Source organism: Winogradskyella helgolandensis, from assembly GCF_013404085.1.
Classification (GTDB): Bacteria; Bacteroidota; Bacteroidia; order Flavobacteriales; family Flavobacteriaceae; genus Winogradskyella; species Winogradskyella helgolandensis.
Genome location: NZ_JABFHO010000001.1, coordinates 3,495,512 through 3,514,184 on the forward strand (window position 1 = coordinate 3,495,512; position 18,673 = coordinate 3,514,184).

General features: G+C 31.6%; 20 protein-coding genes. 6 read left to right on the top strand and 14 right to left on the bottom strand.

All coding sequences use genetic code 11. The features are described 5' to 3' along the window. Positions 1 to 91: 91 nt before the first annotated feature. The 9 genes from HM992_RS14770 to HM992_RS14810 all read right to left on the bottom strand — a co-directional run bounded on the left by HM992_RS14770 (position 92) and on the right by HM992_RS14810 (position 8,096). On the bottom strand, positions 92 to 910 hold the full coding sequence (locus HM992_RS14770; RefSeq protein ID WP_178985725.1) for an enoyl-ACP reductase FabI: 819 nt from the start codon (positions 908 to 910) through the stop codon (positions 92 to 94). Between the two features lie 7 nt (positions 911 to 917). Then, complete coding sequence (locus HM992_RS14775; RefSeq protein WP_179320228.1) at positions 918 to 1,427, bottom strand: tetratricopeptide repeat protein; 510 nt, start codon at positions 1,425 to 1,427, stop codon at positions 918 to 920. 33 nt (positions 1,428 to 1,460) lie between these two features. Then, positions 1,461 to 3,113 (bottom strand): DNA repair protein RecN, encoded by a 1,653-nt coding sequence (gene recN, locus HM992_RS14780; RefSeq protein WP_179320229.1) that lies wholly within the window; start codon positions 3,111 to 3,113, stop codon positions 1,461 to 1,463. Between the two features lie 134 nt (positions 3,114 to 3,247). Continuing rightward, positions 3,248 to 4,135 (bottom strand): type IX secretion system protein PorD, encoded by an 888-nt coding sequence (gene porD, locus HM992_RS14785; protein WP_179320230.1) that lies wholly within the window; start codon positions 4,133 to 4,135, stop codon positions 3,248 to 3,250. Beyond that, positions 4,128 to 5,339 (bottom strand): bifunctional phosphopantothenoylcysteine decarboxylase/phosphopantothenate--cysteine ligase CoaBC, encoded by a 1,212-nt coding sequence (coaBC, locus tag HM992_RS14790; protein ID WP_178985728.1) that lies wholly within the window; start codon positions 5,337 to 5,339, stop codon positions 4,128 to 4,130. The genes porD and coaBC overlap by 8 nt, the downstream gene beginning before the upstream one ends. Positions 5,340 to 5,352: 13 nt before the next feature. After that, positions 5,353 to 5,679 carry a DNA-directed RNA polymerase subunit omega gene (locus HM992_RS14795; protein ID WP_178985729.1) on the bottom strand — a complete coding sequence of 109 codons (327 nt, stop codon included), beginning with the start codon at positions 5,677 to 5,679 and terminating at the stop codon, positions 5,353 to 5,355. An 11-nt stretch (positions 5,680 to 5,690) separates the two neighbouring features. Further along, complete coding sequence (locus HM992_RS14800; protein ID WP_178985730.1) at positions 5,691 to 6,491, bottom strand: outer membrane protein assembly factor BamD; 801 nt, start codon at positions 6,489 to 6,491, stop codon at positions 5,691 to 5,693. Positions 6,492 to 6,693: 202 nt separating this feature from the next. Beyond that, positions 6,694 to 7,578, bottom strand: coding sequence for a 4-hydroxy-tetrahydrodipicolinate synthase (gene dapA / locus HM992_RS14805; RefSeq protein ID WP_179320231.1), 885 nt, complete (start codon positions 7,576 to 7,578; stop codon positions 6,694 to 6,696). Continuing rightward, complete coding sequence (locus HM992_RS14810; protein ID WP_179320232.1) at positions 7,578 to 8,096, bottom strand: DUF6913 domain-containing protein; 519 nt, start codon at positions 8,094 to 8,096, stop codon at positions 7,578 to 7,580. Before HM992_RS14810 ends, dapA begins: the two co-directional genes overlap by 1 nt. 71 nt (positions 8,097 to 8,167) lie before the next feature. Here HM992_RS14810 and HM992_RS14815 point away from each other — a divergent pair, with 71 nt between their 5' ends. Next, the gene (locus HM992_RS14815; protein ID WP_178985733.1) at positions 8,168 to 8,926 is read left to right on the top strand and encodes a 5'-nucleotidase C-terminal domain-containing protein; all 759 of its coding nucleotides are present in this window, start codon (positions 8,168 to 8,170) and stop codon (positions 8,924 to 8,926) included. Positions 8,927 to 8,929: 3 nt separating this feature from the next. Further along, positions 8,930 to 9,844, top strand: coding sequence for a bifunctional metallophosphatase/5'-nucleotidase (locus tag HM992_RS14820; protein ID WP_178985734.1), 915 nt, complete (start codon positions 8,930 to 8,932; stop codon positions 9,842 to 9,844). A gap of 41 nt (positions 9,845 to 9,885) precedes the next feature. On the opposite strand, the gene HM992_RS14825 is transcribed toward HM992_RS14820, so the two are convergent. From HM992_RS14825 to HM992_RS14845, 5 genes are all read right to left on the bottom strand, one after another. Further along, positions 9,886 to 10,632 (bottom strand): hypothetical protein, encoded by a 747-nt coding sequence (locus HM992_RS14825; protein ID WP_179320233.1) that lies wholly within the window; start codon positions 10,630 to 10,632, stop codon positions 9,886 to 9,888. 102 nt (positions 10,633 to 10,734) lie between these two features. Beyond that, positions 10,735 to 12,729 (bottom strand): NAD-dependent DNA ligase LigA, encoded by a 1,995-nt coding sequence (ligA, locus tag HM992_RS14830; RefSeq protein ID WP_179320234.1) that lies wholly within the window; start codon positions 12,727 to 12,729, stop codon positions 10,735 to 10,737. Between the two features lie 15 nt (positions 12,730 to 12,744). Continuing rightward, positions 12,745 to 14,199: a hypothetical protein gene (locus tag HM992_RS14835; protein ID WP_179320235.1), complete on the bottom strand. Its 1,455-nt coding sequence runs from the start codon at positions 14,197 to 14,199 to the stop codon at positions 12,745 to 12,747. Between the two features lies 1 nt (position 14,200). After that, on the bottom strand, positions 14,201 to 15,079 hold the full coding sequence (gene prmC, locus HM992_RS14840) for a peptide chain release factor N(5)-glutamine methyltransferase (protein ID WP_179320236.1): 879 nt from the start codon (positions 15,077 to 15,079) through the stop codon (positions 14,201 to 14,203). A gap of 2 nt (positions 15,080 to 15,081) precedes the next feature. Next, on the bottom strand, positions 15,082 to 15,573 hold the full coding sequence (locus HM992_RS14845; RefSeq protein ID WP_179320237.1) for a GNAT family N-acetyltransferase: 492 nt from the start codon (positions 15,571 to 15,573) through the stop codon (positions 15,082 to 15,084). 50 nt (positions 15,574 to 15,623) lie between these two features. On the opposite strand from HM992_RS14845, the gene HM992_RS14850 reads away from it, so the two are divergent. Genes HM992_RS14850 through HM992_RS14865 form a run of 4 tightly spaced genes read left to right on the top strand, consistent with a single transcriptional unit; the run spans position 15,624 to position 18,539 of the window. After that, positions 15,624 to 16,082, top strand: a complete 459-nt coding sequence (locus HM992_RS14850; RefSeq protein ID WP_178985740.1) for an LEA type 2 family protein — start codon at positions 15,624 to 15,626, stop codon at positions 16,080 to 16,082. Further along, positions 16,083 to 17,087 carry a bifunctional diaminohydroxyphosphoribosylaminopyrimidine deaminase/5-amino-6-(5-phosphoribosylamino)uracil reductase RibD gene (gene ribD / locus HM992_RS14855; RefSeq protein ID WP_179320238.1) on the top strand — a complete coding sequence of 335 codons (1,005 nt, stop codon included), beginning with the start codon at positions 16,083 to 16,085 and terminating at the stop codon, positions 17,085 to 17,087. Continuing rightward, entirely contained in the window at positions 17,074 to 17,691 is a 618-nt protein-coding gene (locus tag HM992_RS14860; protein WP_179320239.1) for an HAD family hydrolase, read from the top strand. Before ribD ends, HM992_RS14860 begins: the two co-directional genes overlap by 14 nt. Beyond that, positions 17,688 to 18,539, top strand: coding sequence for an EamA family transporter (locus tag HM992_RS14865; RefSeq protein WP_179320240.1), 852 nt, complete (start codon positions 17,688 to 17,690; stop codon positions 18,537 to 18,539). Before HM992_RS14860 ends, HM992_RS14865 begins: the two co-directional genes overlap by 4 nt. The last annotated feature ends 134 nt before the right edge of the window (positions 18,540 to 18,673 follow it).

Consider the following 18,673-nt stretch of genomic DNA (forward strand, 5'->3'; position numbering starts at 1 on the left):
ATAAGCTTTTAAAATTCATGAAATCCAAAAGAAACAAAAAGCCGTTATGTGTTTTACATAACGGCTTTTTGTTTCTTGCTAATTGCGTTCTTTATTGATTTTCTACAAAAGTTTCCATAACTGCATCACTGACTCCCATGTTACTAAAGCCTCCATCGTTATAAAGGTTTTGAAGCGTTACACGTTTGGTTAAATCACTAAACAACGTAATGGTATAATTTGCGCAGTCCATAGCTGTCGCATTTCCTAAAGGAGACATTTTTTCTGAATATGCAATAAAACCATCAAAGCCCTTTACTCCAGTGCCAGCAGTTGTTGGTGTTGGCGATTGTGAAATGGTATTCACACGTACTTTTTTATCTCGACCAAAGAAATACCCAAAACTCCGTGCAACACTTTCTAAATAGGCTTTGTTATCTGCCATATCATTATAATCTGGAAAAACCCGCTGCGCTGCCATATAGGTTAAGGCTACAATACTTCCCCATTCATTCATAGCATCTGCTTTGTAAAGCGTTTGCATCACTTTATGAAACGACATCGCAGAAACATCGGTTCCTTTTTGCGTCCAAGCATAATTTTGATCGGTATAATGTTTTCCTTTTCTAACGTTTATAGACATCCCTATAGAATGTAAAACAAAATCAATTTTACCTCCTAAGATTTCCATAGATTGCTCTACTAGGTTTTGTAAATCTTCTTCAGAAGTTGCATCTGCAGGAATAATTTGAGAACCTGTCTGCTTTGCTAATTCATCTATTTGGCCCATTCGTATAGAAACAGGTGCGTTGGTTAATACAAACGTACCACCTTCTTCGTGAACACGGATTGCCGTTTTCCAAGCAATAGAATTTTCATCTAAAGCTCCAAATATGATTCCTTTCTTTCCTTTTAGTAAGTTGTATGACATGTTTAAATTATTTAAATATTATTGATATTTTTTGAAAAAAATTCATTTTCCCTTGAATTCTTTGTAATGATGCATTAATTTCCTCAATATAATTTCCTGCAGTGGAATGCATTTTAGCCGTCTTATAATAACGATATGCCTCTTTTAGCTTAAATTTAAGTTCGTATGCTTTTGCCATCTGATTATAAATTATGCCTTTATCAACGCCATTAATTTTGAGAGTATCTTCACCAAATTTCAGCATAGTGTCATAGCTCTTTATATCTATTAAGAAATAGGCATAATTTGTGTATGTGGAATAATAATTTTTTTCATATTTCAAAGCGAGCTTATAATGTTTCTGAGCTTTTACAAAATCCACTAATTTATAATGATAAATCCAGCCAAGGTGATTGTGAGCCCTTCCGTAATCAGGGTAATCCATCAATATCTCTAGTAGTAAATCTCTCCCTTCAATTATTTTATTATCAACAAGTAACTTATCTGCTTCAAAGAATAAACCCTCTATATCATTCATTAAATCAACGCTTTTATGAATTCAAATATACTATTAATTCAATAATTGCTTCGCATGCGCCATAGCAGAATCTGTAATGGTTAAACCACCTAGCATTTGTGCGATTTCTACAATACGCTCATCCTCATTAAGTTTTTTGAGCTGCGTATGTGTTATATCTTCAATATCGGTTTTAAATACTTTGAAATGCGAATTGCCTTTCGCTGCTATTTGCGGTAGATGTGTAATAGAAAATACTTGCATACTATTACTCATTTGCTTCATAATGTCTCCCATTTTATTAGAAATCTCACCTGAAACTCCAGTATCTATTTCATCGAACATTATTGATGGTAACTGAATGTATTCCGCTAAAATAGATTTAATAGCTAACATTATACGCGATAATTCTCCACCTGAAGCTGACTTTTTCAGCTCATTAAAACTAGAGCCTTTATTGGCCATAAATAAAAACTGCAAGCTATCTTTTCCGTTTTTAGTAAACTGCTCTGTGGGTTCTAATTCAACCTTAAACTTGGCATTTGGCATCCCTAAGTCTGACAGTATTGCTTCTAATTTTGAAACAAAAACAGGAATTACTTTTTTTCTATTTTTATTTATCTTTAAAGCAATTTGATTTAGTTTATCATTTGCTTTTAAAATCTCCTGTTCTTTATCTAATATCGATTGATCTAAACTTTCTGTATTATCAATCTTTAATTGTAAATCCTTTTTAATTCCTATTAAGTCTTCTATTTCTGAAACCGAATGCTTTTGGAATAAGTTATTTATAATTTGAAGTTTGCTATTGATGCGTTCTAATTCTTGAGGATCTGTAGTAAGGTTGTCTTCAAGACTATCAATTTCAATGAGTATATCATCTAATTCAATTCCTACGCTTATAATACGTTCTTTTAATACTTCATAAGGTTTACCAAAACTAGCAATTTTAGATAACTCTTGTTTTACTGAATTTATCTGATCTATTACACCAAGATTTTCTTCACTTAAAATGGCTTTCGCACTACTTAGCTTTTCTCCTATGACTTCTACATTATTAAGTTCTTCGTACTGCGTTTCTAAGTCTTCAAGATTTATTTTATCTAAATTAATTTCATTTAATTCATTAGAGAGAAACAGGTTATAGTCGTACTCTTTTATCAATTCGGCTTTAGATGATTTTAATTCAACTAAAGCTTTACGAAGTATTTTATAAGCACCTAATTGCTTAGAGAAATCTTCTAAATTCGATTTATTATCCGCCAAAGCATCTATAACTTTAAACTGATAATCGTCTTGTGTTAACTGTTGGGTTTGCTGTTGTGAATGAATATCTATTAGATAACTACTCAAAGCCACCAAACTCTCTAAGGTTACAGGTGTATCATTAATGAAGGCTCTAGATTTTCCGGAAGGTAAAATCTCTCTTCTAATAATAGTCTGTACATCATAATCTAAATCCAAAGTTAGAAATAGCGTCTTTAAATCGTAATTCGCAATATCGAAAACGGCTTCAATAATACATTTTTCGGCAGTGTTTTTCACCTGACTTAAGTCGGCACGTTTCCCTAAAACTAAAGATAAACCACCTAATAAGATAGATTTACCAGCTCCTGTTTCGCCTGTAATAATAGTTAAACCATTATTAAATGACACGTTTAACTCATCAATGAGTGCGTAATTTTTTATATGAAGTGATGTTAACAAGCGCTTATAATTATGTGTTACAAAATTAAGTTTTTACGGCTAACTTATCTGAAATTATCTTGGAAAATATTTGAGTTATTAATGCGTTTCAGCTTGAAACAATAACACTATAAACACAGCCTATTGAAGAAAATCTAAAATTTAATATTTCTCCACTTTTGAGAATGCATTGGAGCCACTCTATTTAAGATATCTATTGCGTCAGTAATATTAACGCTTGGACCACCAGAAAGAATATCCATTATTTCGTCTGCTTTAGCATCAAAAAATACACGCATTAAAAAAGAATTTGGTCTTACTCTGTGTACCTTTTGCAAATCGTCTAGCACAGAAATTATTTGCGACTTTCCTTTTTTAGGATCTTCATTCATAATATCTAAACCTTCTAAATGATAGTTATACATGGCTAATCTCATGTCTTTAAATGAAGGTGACATTAAATTATCAATTAAGGCAAAACGCGATTGTAATCCATCTTCTAATTTCCAACCTTGTCCGCTTAGGTGTTGTGAATAACTTGCAATAGTTTGTGCTTGTTCAAAATACGCATTACCTCCATTAAGCTCAAAGGTATCTGCGTCCATTCCTAAAATCATATATACATGAAATGATAACACCGAAATTAAGTTAGACTCAAACTGATTTTCATTAAACACCAAATTTTGAAATTCTAAATACTCAAAATTAAAAGTCCTGTCGTTATAATTATAAACAGGAGAACTGTACGTAGAATTAAAAACAGGTCTTGAAGAAGACACTTGAATCGACGCTGAAAACAAGTTATTACTTTGTTGGGATACATTAATAACCATACTGCAATTAATACGCTCTTGTGGATTAAAAGACTTACTTGTCCATTTAGTAGTATTAACAAACTCGGTGAGTTGTTTTCCTAAGGTTTTATATATAACATCATTTTCATTTCCGGTTTGCTGTGCAATAACACTTACTGTACAGTTTAACTCTTGAGAAAAGGTGACAGACGTTAATAAAAAAGCGAATATAAAAAATAGGTTACGCATGAGTTTGTTTTAATATTAAGTGCATTAAATCTTGAGCAACATCTGCCTTCGATTTTAATTCATTTTCAATAATGTCGTTAGAAGACGTTATAAATGTAACTTTATTTGTTGACACACCAAAACCAGCACCTTTATCTTGCAATGAGTTGAGCACAATAAGATCTAAATTCTTAGACTTCAGTTTTCCTTTGGCATGTTCTAATTCATTGTTGGTTTCTAATGCAAAACCGACAAGAAACTGATCCCTTTTAATGTCTCCAAGAGATTTTAAAATGTCCTTAGTTTTTTCTAACTCAATAGTTAACGTTGTATCTTTCTTTTTTATTTTCTGAGTAGCGACATTCTTAGGTCTATAATCTGCAACTGCTGCAGAAAGTATTGCAATATCTGATGTATTAAAATGCTTATGTACTTCATTGTACATATCTTCAGCACTCACTACAGGTTTCACTATGATAAAATTATTTGAAACTTTTTGATGTGTTGGACCTGTAACTAAAATAACCTCTGCACCTAATTTTGCAGCTGCCTTAGCTATTTCGAAACCCATTTTACCACTCGAATGATTCCCTATAAAACGTACAGGGTCTATAGCTTCATAAGTTGGTCCTGCTGTAATTAATACACGTTTTCCTCGTAATGGCAGTTGCTCTAAAATATCATTTACAATAAATGCAACAATTTCTTCTGGTTCTGCCATACGACCTTCTCCAACTAATCCACTAGCAAGTTCACCTGTTCCTGCAGGTATAAGTTTATTTCCGTAAGATGTAAGCTTTTCAAAGGATGTTTTAGTAGAATTATGCATATACATATCCAAATCCATTGCAGGAGCAAAATATATTGGACATTTCGCAGAAAGATAAACAGCTAAAAGTATATTGTCACAAACTCCATTTGCCATTTTAGCCATGGTATTGGCTGTGGCTGGAGCTATCACAAAGAGATCTGCCCAAAGGCCTAAATCGACATGGTTATTCCATATTTCGTTATCATCTTCTTCATTTACGAAAGAAGAATATACCGGATTTTTTGATAATGTGGAAAGCGTGAGTGGAGTTACAAACTCTTTAGAAGCAGGCGTCATAACGACTTTAACGTTAGCGCCTGCTTTTATGAATAATCTGACTAAACTGGCAGATTTGTATGCGGCAATACCAGCAGTAATGCCCAATAAAATATTTTTGTCCTTTAGAATAGACATCTAAGGCTTTTGTTTATGGCTGAGGATCCTCAGTATTTCTGTGATAAATCTTATTATCTAACCATTCTTTAACCGCTAAAGCGTGTGGCTTTGGTAATTTTTCGTAAAACTTAGAAACTTCAATTTGTTCTTTGTTTTCAAAAATTTCTTCAAGACTATCATTATAAGTAGCAAACTCTTCTAATTTGTCTATTAACTCACGTCTGATGTCAGTATTAATTTGTTCTGCACGTCTTGAAATTACTGAAATAGCTTCATAGATATTACCTGTTGCAGCATCAATTTCGTTTCTGTTGTAAGTAATTGTACTTACTGGTGCATCTGTCTTTTTTAAATCCATCGTTATAATGTTTAACTTTTAGTAGTCAAGGTATTTAATTGTTGTTGTAATTCTTCATTCATTATCGTAGCCGCTTCCATTCGCTCTGAATTTGGATATGCTTTTTGTAAAGCTTTATAGAAAGCTATAGCTTCATTTATACGTTCTTCTTTCAAATAATCAACACTTAATATTGCTAAATTGTAAGCTGAATCAAATCTGTAATAAAAAGCTTCATTTCTTAAAGTAGCTCCTGGAAACTCGAGCATAAAATTATTAAACGCTTTAATAGACGCTTTATACTCACTAATTGTGTTGTATTGTTTTGCTATTTCAAAAGATTTTTTCTGCAATTTAAAATCTAATTCTTTAACCAATTCATTAGCCTCACCTAAATACTCTGATTCTGGATATTGGTTTACAAATAATTGTAATTTCTCTATTGCTTCAATCGTCTCTTTCTGTTCTTTAGAATACACAGGGGAATTATGATAATACCCTTTAGCTGCTAAAAATGCTGCCTCTTCTGCTTTTTCACTTTGAGGATAAACATCTGTAAATTTATCAAAATGAAAACTTGCAATATAATAGTCCTTTAACTTATAAGAACACATAGCGTGCATAAATGTAATTTTTTCAGCCTGTGGTTTACCTCTATATTGTTGAAGAATTTGATCCAACAATCTATAAGATTTATTCCACTTTTCAGCGTCATATAATTCTGTTGCCATTTCAAATTTCTTGGCTGTATCTTCAGATTTTAATGTTTTCTGAAAGTCAGTACAAGAAATAAATAGAATACTGATAAGTAATATGTAAAGTCCTCTTTTCATGTGGTCACTTTAATTGCTTTTACATCTGTCAGTATGGAATTCGCATTTTAGTATTTCAGCTTCTTAGAAACTAATAGACTAAGCTCATTTCATAAAATTTTAAACAGAATGCAAAAGTAAGCATTATTAACGGATTTAAAAAACAAATATTATCCGCTAAATTAAGAGTTGTATCTAGGCGAAATAGCTATTTATATTAAGTTTAACTTTTTCCTAGAATTTTTAGTTCAGATTTAATAGTTTCCTTTAATTGATCTGTAGCTTCCACAAGTGGTAAACGCACGTGTGGTTTTGAAATATTTAACGCACTTAAAACAGCTTTGATTCCTGAAGGATTATTTTCAGAAAATATAAGTCCTGTAATTGGCATTAACTTAAAATGAATATTATAAGCTTCCTTAGCTTTACCTGCTATTCCTAAACGCATCATTTCAGAAAACTCTTTTGGTAAGGCTTGTCCAATAACAGAAATAACACCAGACCCACCAGCTAAGGCAACTCCCAGAGCTAAATCATCATCACCAGAGAGCACTAAAAAGTCTTCAGGTTTAGTTCTTAATAACTCTAAATATTGGTGGACATTATTACCTGCTTCCTTAACTGCAACGATATTATCAAAGTCTTTTGCTAACCTCAGCGTTGTTTTAGGTGACATATTAGATGACGTTCTACCAGGAACATTATATAAAATAATTGGTTTTGGTGTTACTGCTGCAATGGCTTTAAAATGTTGGTAAATACCTTCTTGAGTTGGTTTACTATAATAAGGAGATACTGACAAAACACCAGCAATACCTGAAAAATCTGTCGCTTCAATTTCACTAATAACACTAGCCGTATTATTTCCTCCTATTCCTAAAACCAATGGTAATCTTCCGTTATTAATTTTAGAAATAAACGTAATTAATTGTTTCTTCTCTTCTGGTGTAACCGTTACACTTTCTCCTGTTGTACCACTTATTACTAAATAGTCTGTACCGTTAGCAATGTTATATTCTACCAATCGCTCTAACGCATCAAAATCGATAGTTAAGTCTGCGTTAAAAGGTGTAATCAATGCCACACCAGTTCCTATAAATTTGGTCATTATAATTTATTTAAAATATTTAAGTATTTTTTCAATTCTTGTTTAAAAATGTTGATATCCTTTAAATCTACATCTATTATTAAATCGTAAAGACGTTCGTCATTTCTAGATATTCCAACTTTAAAATTAGCTTTAGACGCAGCCGTTATCATATTTAATTGCAAAACATCATTTTTATAAAAGCAAATCAACATATCAAAAGGTTCTTCTATAAAAGCTTGCAAATCAAGATTTTTTATAGTGCCTTTCCATCCAAAATCTTTTGGACTAAAATGCGTGTTCCATTTATTATGTTCTAATTTATCATCTATTGTAAAGGCTACTATTTTATGCTTTGGTGATGTTAAGTTCAACTCCTTAAAGTAGACTCTAAATACTTCAAATTCATGAAATTCGCTAGTATTAAGTAATACAGCAATTGTCTTTACTTTATTATTATTAACGGCAGGTTGACGTGTTGTCAATAAATTATTGACATATTTTCGATTAGATTTTTCTTTAAATGCTTTTAAAATCATTTACCTTTAGCCTTTGTGCAAATTTAATAAAAGCACTCACATTTTATTATAAACTTCTTATAAGTTATTCAATGACTATTAAACATATTCTAAAACTCTGTTTATTGTTGCTCATTTTCTCTTGTGCATCATCAAATCTTTCTAAAATTGAAGGCAAACGAATCGACATTGACGATAGCCTACAAACCAATCAAGAAATTGAAGATTTTATAGCTCCCTACAGGACACATGTGAATAAAAATATGGATAGTATAATTTCATATGCACCAGAAACCTTTTCTAAATCTGATGGAAATTTCAACACTGCGATTGGAAATTTGATGGCAGATGCTGTTTACAACGAAGGTAATCCTGTGTTTAATCAACGAACTCAAAAAAATATTGATTTTGTACTACTTAACCATGGAGGTATTCGTTCTATCATTTCAAAAGGGAATATTACTATTAGAACAGCGTTTCAAGTAATGCCATTTGAAAATTCTATTGTTGTTGCAGCATTAAAAGGTACACAGGTTAACTTAATGATGGAGTATCTTTCTAAATCAAAACGTGCCCATCCTTTGTCTCATCAAGTACAATTAATTTTAGATAAAAACTCAGCTATTAGTTCTGCAACAATTAAAGGAGAACCTATAGATGTTGATAAAACCTATTATGTTGCAACCAACGACTATTTGTATGATGGTGGAGACGGAATGACATTCTTTCAACCAAATGAAGGATTGTATGTTTTAGATTATAAAATAAGAAATATTCTTATAGATAATTTCAAAAAAAGAGATACCATAAACCCTGTACGCGATCAACGTTTTATACAATTAGAAGATTAAATCATGAAAAGAAGACAATTTATTCAAAAATCTACAGCTGCAACAGTTTTAGCTGGTGTTGGTGGTCTAAGTTTACAATCTTTTAGTCCGGCTAAAACGAAAAAAATAACGATTCTACACACAAATGATGTGCATAGCCATATTGATCCTTTTGGACCAGAGGATGGCAGAAACGCTAATAAAGGTGGTGTTGCAAGACGTGCCTCTTTGGTTGAATCTATTAGAATGGATAATCCAAATACCTTGTTATTAGACGCAGGAGATATCTTTCAAGGCACACCTTATTTTAACTACTATGGTGGCGAATTAGAATTTAAACTAATGAGTATGCTAAAGTATGATGTTGCTACTATTGGTAATCATGATTTTGATAATGGTATTGATGGATTGTATGCACAGATTCCGCATGCGAAGTTTGAGTTTGTTTCGGCCAACTATGATTTTACCAATACTGTAATGGATACGCATGTAAAGCCTTATAAAATTATTACGAAGGATGGTATTAAAATCGGCATATTTGGATTAGGGATTGAACTTGATGGTTTGGTTAATAAAGGCATGTATAAAGAGACCGTTTATCATAATCCTATTGAAATTGCACAAGATATGTCTCGTATTTTAAAAGAAGAACAGTCTTGTGATTTGGTGATTTGTTTATCGCACATTGGTTATTACTACAAGAATAATCCGGACAAAGTAAGTGATATTACTTTAGCTAGAGCGACAAAAGATATTGACTTAATTATTGGTGGACACACTCATACCTTTTTACCTAAACCAACTATAGAAAAAAACAGTGTAGGTAAAAACGTATTAGTTAACCAAGTGGGTTGCTTTGGTTTATATCTTGGTAAAATTGATTTTTATTTCGAACCTGGTAAAAAGGTAACGGCTGAAGGAGCTTCAATTATAGTTTAATAAGCCCTTAAAATCACAATATAATACTTGCTAATAAAATTTTAAGCTTCTATAGGATCGTCTGTATACGCCGGAATAGGGTCACTTACAGCATGTTGCGATTGCAAGTAATAAAAGATAAATGCCACAACTAAAAAGAAAGAATAAATATAACCCAAATTAGAATTAGTAGTATCGATTAAAATATAGTAATATGCTAACTGTATAATCTCTGAGAACAGAATAAAAATAGACCCTAATAAAAACAACATAGACTTATAATTATTTCGATACATATAATTAATAAGTGCTAATGACAGCAGTATCATAACTACAGCATTATAGGTGAATTCTAAAGCATACTCATAATAAGTAAACGAACTTTTTGTAGTGCTAGATATTAAAGTCACACAAAAAACATCTAAAATTACTAATATGATTATAGGAATAGTTAACTGTGAGAAAACTGCTTTAAAATTTAATTGCATGAACATCTTAACAATAAGCAAAGCATAAGAAATAATGCTAAGAATGTTTACTAAAAAATATAAGTAATCTATTTGACCTGCTGGGACTATAGTACGAAACCAAGCTAAAAAACCTAACACTTGTGCCGCTGTAAAAACAACTAAAAACAAGATAAATAATTTAGATTTATGTTTTGTCCAACCTATATAGAGCCATGTAAGCAAAACAAAAGCTACAGCACTTACAGCATCACCTTCTATTTGCAAAGCAAAGCCTTGTAATATGATGTAACTGATGCCCAAAAGCACCAATACGATCTTTAAAATTTTATTTACTAACATTAATCTTCCCTTATTAATTAAAGCAAATATAAACATTTTTTTTACATATAAACGTATGAATCAAGCATTTCGTCGAATAAATAGCTGTTTTAATGTAAGAATTTACTTCAATAAGCCTAAAAACGCTTCTTCCGTAAGTATTTCAATATTTAAATTTTCTGCTTTTGTTCTCTTACTTGGTCCCATTTTATCTCCTGCAACCACATAAGAGGTTTTAGAAGATATGGAAGAAGATACTTTACCTCCGTTATCTTCAATAAGCTTCTTTAGTTCGTTTCTAGAAATGCTATGAAAAACACCTGAAACAACAATAGACAACCCTTTTAACTTTTCAGTTTGATTCGCTAACTTCTCTGCTGATATTTCTAATTGCACACCAAAAGACCTTAAACGCTCTATAATATGTTTGTTTTCCTCCGAAGAGAAAAACTCAACAACGCTTTCCGCAATCCGTTCACCAATTTCATCTACAGTTACCAAATCCAATAATGAAGCAAACATTAATGCATCAATAGATTTATAATGTTTGGCCAATTTCTTAGCTACAGTTTCACCTACATAACGAATTCCCAATCCAAATAGTACACGTTCAAATGGAATTTGTTTTGAAGCTTCAATACCTTTCACTAAATTCTCAGCACTTTTTGCAGCCATCCGTTCAAGAGGAATAACTTGCTCTACAGTCAACTCGTATAAATCTGAATAATTATGAATCAAACCCTCTTTAACTAGTAGAGCAACAGTCTCACCACCTAAACCATCAATATTCATGGCTTTCCTAGATATGTAATGTTGAATTCTCCCAACCACTTGCGGTGGACACGTTGAATAATTAGGACAGTAATGTTTGGCTTCACCTTCTAACCTAACGAGCTCTGTTTCACATTCCGGACATTGTGTTATATACTGAGTTGGCACAGAATTTTCAGGACGCTTGGATAAATCTACAGCAATAATCTTCGGTATTATCTCTCCTCCTTTTTCTACAAATACTTCGTCCCCTTCTCTTATATCTAACTTTTCAATTTGATCTGCATTGTGTAACGACGCACGCTTTACAATGGTTCCCGCTAATTGCACTGGCTCTAAATTGGCTACTGGTGTAATAGCTCCTGTTCTACCTACTTGATATGTAATTTCATTTAAACGTGTAGAAACTTGTTCTGCTTTAAACTTATAAGCCATTGCCCAACGTGGTGCTTTGGCTGTAAACCCTAATTCATCTTGTTGGTACAAATTATTAACTTTTACCACCACTCCATCTATTTCATAAGGTAAATTGTGTCTATTTCTATCCCAATAGTCTACATACTCTAAGACTTCATCAATAGAATTCACCAATTGGGCTTCTTTTGGCACTTTAAAACCCCAAGCCCTGGCTTTTTCTAAACCTTCATATTGCGAAGTAATATTTAGATTATTTCCTACGATACTATATAATAAACATTCTAAAGGACGCCTAGCTACTTCTGAACTATCTTGAAGCTTTAAACTTCCTGATGCTGTGTTTCTTGGATTTTTATAGGGTTCTTCTTCGTTTTCTATGCGTTCGGCATTCATTTTTAAGAAGCCTTCTATTGGAAGAACAATTTCTCCTCTAATATCAAAACGTTCAGGAAAATCTCCTTTCAATTGTAATGGAACTGTGTTAATGGTTTTTATATTGGCTGTAACTTCATCACCCTGTACTCCATCTCCTCGTGTTACAGCTCTTAACAATTTACCATTTTCATATGTTAAGCTTATTGATGCTCCATCGTATTTTAATTCACAAGTATAATTAACATCTCCATCAACCATTTTTTTAATTCGCGTTTCCCAATCCTGTAAATCCTCTTTAGAATACGAATTATCTAATGAATACATTCTAGAATCATGAACCGTTGTTTTAAAATTCTTGGTAATAGATCCTCCAACGCGTTGTGTTGGCGAATTCGCATCAAAAAACTCGGGATGCGCTTCTTCTAAAGCTTGAAGTTCTTTTAGTTTTATATCGAAATCGTAATCACTTATCGTGGCTTCATCTAAAATGTAGTAATTGTAGTTGTGCTGACGCAATTCTTCTCTAAGTGACTCTATTTGTTGTTGTGTGTTCATAATGAATTTAAACGTCTAATGTTTTAATTTAATTTTTAAATATTGCGACTTATAATCAGCACTACCATTCCATATCTTTTTATTTGTGATTTCTATGGCAAACTCGTTTTTAGAAATCCATTTTAGGTTTTTTGACGAAGGTTTTACCCAATATTCAAACGCAAAACCATTCTTAAAACTGATTTCTCTATTCTCGTTTATGTCATACTTTTCTAAAGAAAACACCTCATCATAAACATCGTAAAAAAAACAAATAATATATTTTTTATCTGGCGAAATAAAAGGAAAATCTGCAAACACAAAGGTCTCCTTACCTGAGGTTCTATCTATATAGCTATAATTTCCTTCTTCAGCTTTATAATAGATGTGACTAGTTAAATATTGATTTAAAAAATCTACATCTCCATAATAGCTATGTGATGAACCACTATAATCTATTTTACTGCTAAAAACTATAGTACTGTCTTTTATTGGCAGTATTATATTCTGAGATTTATCCTCATTCTCTTCAATCTTTACCAATGGATTTTTCTTTAAAAAAGTTTCATGAATAGGTTTAATTGCATTAAAGTGTTTTTCTGAAATTAGTTCAAAATCAAAATATTTGGTTAAACAGTCAAATTGTGCGTCTGCATTGTTACTATATAAAGTTGGTTGAGAATAGTAATAACCTAAACAGATTTGGTCTTTAAACACTATAATATCTTCTCGATCTCCTAAAAAACCATTAAAGACATAACGTTTATAAGTCCAGCCGTTTCTTTTCCATTTTACAGATGCCCAAACATCTTTTATAATCTTCCCATTGTCATTAACTTCTATTGTATCGTTCGAATAACCTATTATTTCCACAAACTCTCCATAGTCGTATTTATCACTTATTTCACCTCCAGCTTCTCTTACATTCAGACCGTTTTTTGCAATAACATATTTATAGGCAATTGTTTTTTCTAATCTTATATTTTCTCTGTAGTATTCAACAATTAAAGAAAAATAATCTTCATCTGTTTTAACTCCTTTAACCATATTAAAAGATATATTAAACATCATTAGCATACCAAAATTACACTTAAAGTAATCTAACTTATCGTAATATTTTATTCTATTCCCATAATTTACACCTATAATTCTTTTAGTTGAATAACTGATTTTAATATCCTCAGGGAACTTTAAAAATTCTTTAACGCGAGCGCTATTATATTTAAAGGTCGAATCTAGTTTCGAAATATCTCTTCTTTTCCCCATAGCTTTAAGCTCTTCTTTCGACGGCATTAAAAACACTATTTCTTTCCCGGAAACAATCAATGTATCTTTAATAACATTACTATAATCTATAGTTTCAGTTTCCTTGGATTCTAATATTTCTTCAGATTCAGAAATCATTTCTTTTTGAGGCGACAATTCTGCCCCATTTTTGTTTTTACAAGAAAAATAAACCATCAAAACAAAAAAACAAACTAAATTCCTCATTCTACAACTTTTTCCCTTTCAACATCCTATCATTCCCATTCAAATCTTTAAGCAACTCAACATTTTCAAATTCAGTATCAGTTAATAATGCTTTTGATTCCTCGCCAAGATATTGATTAATTTCAAAATATAGATTCCCTTTATCATTTAGCTTTTTAATAGCAAAATTGGTAATAGCTTTATAAAACAGTAATGGATTATCATCCTCAACAAACAAAGCCAAATGTGGTTCGTTGTCTAAAACGTTGGGTTGAATTTCTTGTTTTTCTAGATTTCTAACGTATGGTGGGTTGGATACAATGACATCAAAATTAAATTCCGCATCTAGTGCGGAATGACAAGTATTATCTAAAATACTAGCCTCTATAAAATTGATATTAACCTTATTTAGTTCAGCATTCTGTTTTGCCACTTTCAGAGCTTCTTTTGAAATATCCAAAGCATAAACTTTGGCATTGGGCAAGTTTTTAGCTAAAGAAATAGCTATACAACCAGAACCTGTTCCGATATCTAGGATCTTAAGATTTTCATGAGCACTTCGACTGCGCTTGGTGTGACATTTTATTATTAAATCAACTAGTTCTTCCGTTTCTGGTCGTGGAATTAATACATTGTCATTCACTTTAAATGGTAAACCGTAAAATTCCGTTTCCCCCAATATATACTGAATTGGTTTCTGTTGTTTTAAATCTTCTAAGGTTTTAAAAAACGTATCTGTTTCAGATTTAATTATTGTAAACCCTGGTTCTAAAGTCAATTGAATTCTCGGAACGTTTAAATAATGTTCCGTACACAAATAGAAAAAGCTATCAACTTCATCTTTACCGTAAATAGTATCTAATTCTTTATGAAATATATTTTGAAGATCTTTTAATAGCATAATTACAAATCTTTAAGCATCCAAACCGTGCAAGAATAATGACCTGTATTTCCCATAGGTTTTTCTAAATTTTTAAAACCTACTTTTCTATAGAGTTTACGTGCATCATCCATATAAGGCAAGGTTTCTAAATAGCAATGCGCAAAACCAGCCTGCTTGGCAAAGTCCAAACATTTTTTCATCATTTTAGACCCTAAGCCTTTACCTCTTGCTTCTGGCATAAAATACATTTTCTGTAATTCGCACACATTGCCTTCGTAATTATCTAATGGTGAAATTCCAGCTCCACCAATAATGTCATCGCCATTGGCAACAACAAAATAAGCTTTCTTAGGTTCGTTGTAAGTTGCCGTCATACGATCTAAAGCAACATCTTCATAAGCTGTTCCCACTTTTGGCACTCCCATTTCTATTAAAACAGAACGAATGGCCTTAGCAATTTTAGGGTTGTCTTTGGCTTCAATTTCTCGAATAACAATAGTATCTTTACACACTGAATAATTACTTTTTTAGCAAATTCAAAAATACATATAAAAACAATTTTATGTTTAAAAGACTCTTAATGTTTTCTCTAAGTTTTACATTACTTTTTAACTGTTCTTTTACAAAAAAACCGGAGTTTGTTAGACTAGAAAATTTTAAGGTGATTGATTCAAACGCTAAAAACATTACCATAAGAACAGAGGCATTATTTCTAAATAAAAATGATGTTGGTGGTACTTTAAAAACAGACGACCTTAAAGTTTATATTAATGATTTAGAACTTGCATCAGTAGTATCTGATGAATTTGATGTGCCTAAAAGAGAAAGATTTACTATTCCACTAACCGTTAAAGTAGCAACCGAAAGTATAATGAATGATGAAAATCTCGGAAGCCTATTAGGTAGTTTACTTTCACAAAGCTTAAAAGTGCACATCAAAGGGGATATAAAATATAAGATAATGGGATATTCGTCAACATATTCGGTAGATGAAATTCAAGACGTAAAAATAAAGTTCTAATTGACCAACCACGAAACCTACATAACACGCTGTTTACAAATTGCAAAAAACGGATTGGGAACCACAAGACCAAATCCTATGGTTGGGGCTGTAATAGTCTATAATGACAAAATTATAGGAGAAGGCTTCACTAGTAAATATGGAGATAGTCATGCAGAAGTAAATGCTATAAATTCAGTAAAGGACAAAGCGCTTTTATTAGATAGTACACTTTACGTTACCTTAGAACCTTGTAGCCATTTTGGAAAAACACCTCCTTGTAGCGATTTAATTGTTTCTTATAAAATTCCGAATGTGGTTATTGGTTGTGTTGATGATAATCCGGACGTTGCAGGCAAAGGCATCGCAAAACTTAGAGCTTCAGGATGCAATGTCTCGGTTGGTATTTTAGAAACGGAATGTAAAGCACATCACAAGCGTTTTTTTACGTTTCACAATAAAAAGCGTCCTTATATTATATTAAAATGGGCTGAAACTGAAGATGGTTTTATAGCTCCTCTTAAAAGGGATGAACAAAAACCAGTTTGGATAACTAATCCATATTCACGTCAATTAGTACATAAATGGCGTGCCGAAGAACACGCAATTTTAGTAGGAACCAATACGGTTATTGAAGACAATCCGAGTTTAACGGTTAGAGATTGGTCTGGCAAGAATCCCATTAGAGTGGTATTAGACAAAACTTCAAAATTAAACGCTAACTACGCCGTTTTTAATAATGAAGAGAAAACCATACGAGTTACAAATGAAGATATTGATTTTGAAAAACCGATAGCAATTCAAATTGCGGATTTATTATTCAAACAAAATATCAACTCTATAATTATTGAAGGCGGTTCACAAACGCTTCAAACTTTTATAAATGAAAATCTTTGGGATGAAGCACGCGTTTTTACAGGTAACACAAGCTTTAAAACCGGTATAAAGTCACCGAAATTAGAAGGAACTTTAATTTCTGAGTCTCAAATAAAAACTGATTTATTAAGAATTTATGCAAAAGATTAAAACACTAATTTTCGATTTTGGTGATGTATTTATCAACCTAGATAAGCCAGGTGCTATGCAGTATGCATTAGATTTATTCAATCTTAAGACGTTTGACGCTGATATGATTGAAACGAATATATTATATGAAGTCGGTAAAATTTCTACTTCTGAATTTATTCAGTTTTATAAATCGAAATTTCCAAAAATAAGTGAAACCAAACTTATTTATGCCTGGAATTGTATCATTAAAGATTTTCCTGAGCATAGATTAGAATTCATTAAAAAATTAGCACTTCTAAAAGAATACAAACTCATATTATTGAGTAACACCAATGATATGCATATTGATTATGTAAAAGAAACAGTTCCTTTCTTTAATGAGTTTAAAGCTTGTTTTGATGTCTTTTACCTATCTCAAGAAATTCATTTTAGAAAACCAAATACAGATATTTTTGAATTCGTTTTAACTGAAAACAATCTTATTGCTAATGAATGTTTGTTTATTGATGACACCAAAGACAATACTGATACAGCAGATAGAATGGGATTCCACACTTGGAACATCGACGAAACCAAAGAAGACATTGTGACACTTTTTAAAACTAAAAAAGAGCTCTTTTGATTTATTTACTATTAAGCGTATTGTCTTCTACGGCAATTTTCGTGTTGTTTAAACTTTTTAGCAAGTATAAAATTGACACGCTTCAAGCTATTGTAATCAATTACGCAACGGCTTTTGGTTTTGGATTGATATTCAACGATGCAAAAATTAACATTTCAGAAATTATACAAACCCATTGGTTTATTGCGGCTATTGGATTAGGCTTTCTGTTTATTGCCATATTCAATGTTATGGCTTTAACCGCTCAAAAAAACGGGCTTTCGGTAGCTTCTGTCGCTAGTAAAATGAGTTTAATTATTCCAGTAATATTTGGTATTTATGCAAATAATGAAAGCACTGAAACTCAAAAATTAATAGGAATTGCTTTAGCTTTAGTTGCCGTTTACTTAACTTCTATTAAACAAAAAGATAATACCATTGTTACAAAATCTATCTATTTACCAATCATTCTTTTCTTCGGTTCTGGTATAATAGATACTTCTGTTAATCATTTTGCTCCAAAAGGTAATATTCCTTTATTTTTATCCTCTATTTTTGGTATAGCAGCACTAATTGGAATTTCTCTAATTGCATACAAATACATTACTACGAAAAAAAAATTTCAAATAAAAAGCGTCCCTTTTGGAATCTTATTAGGTATTGCCAATTATGGTTCTATGTATTTTCTGCTGTTAGCTTTACGAGTAGAAAACACAGAGAGTTCAACCATATTCACCATTAATAATATTGCAATTTTAGCACTATCTACATTAATAGGATTAGTCTTATTTAAAGAGAATATTTCTAGGAAAAACTGGATAGGTATTATCTTAGCACTAATTTCAATAGTATTAGTAACTTTAGCATAATAGAAGAAGACGTTTATAAAAAACAATTGTCATACTAGATTAACAAGATTTTATCTAATAAAAAGAGTATCACCTATTACTTAATACATCCTATAATTATATAAAAATCGACAAAACATAACTATCGAAATAAA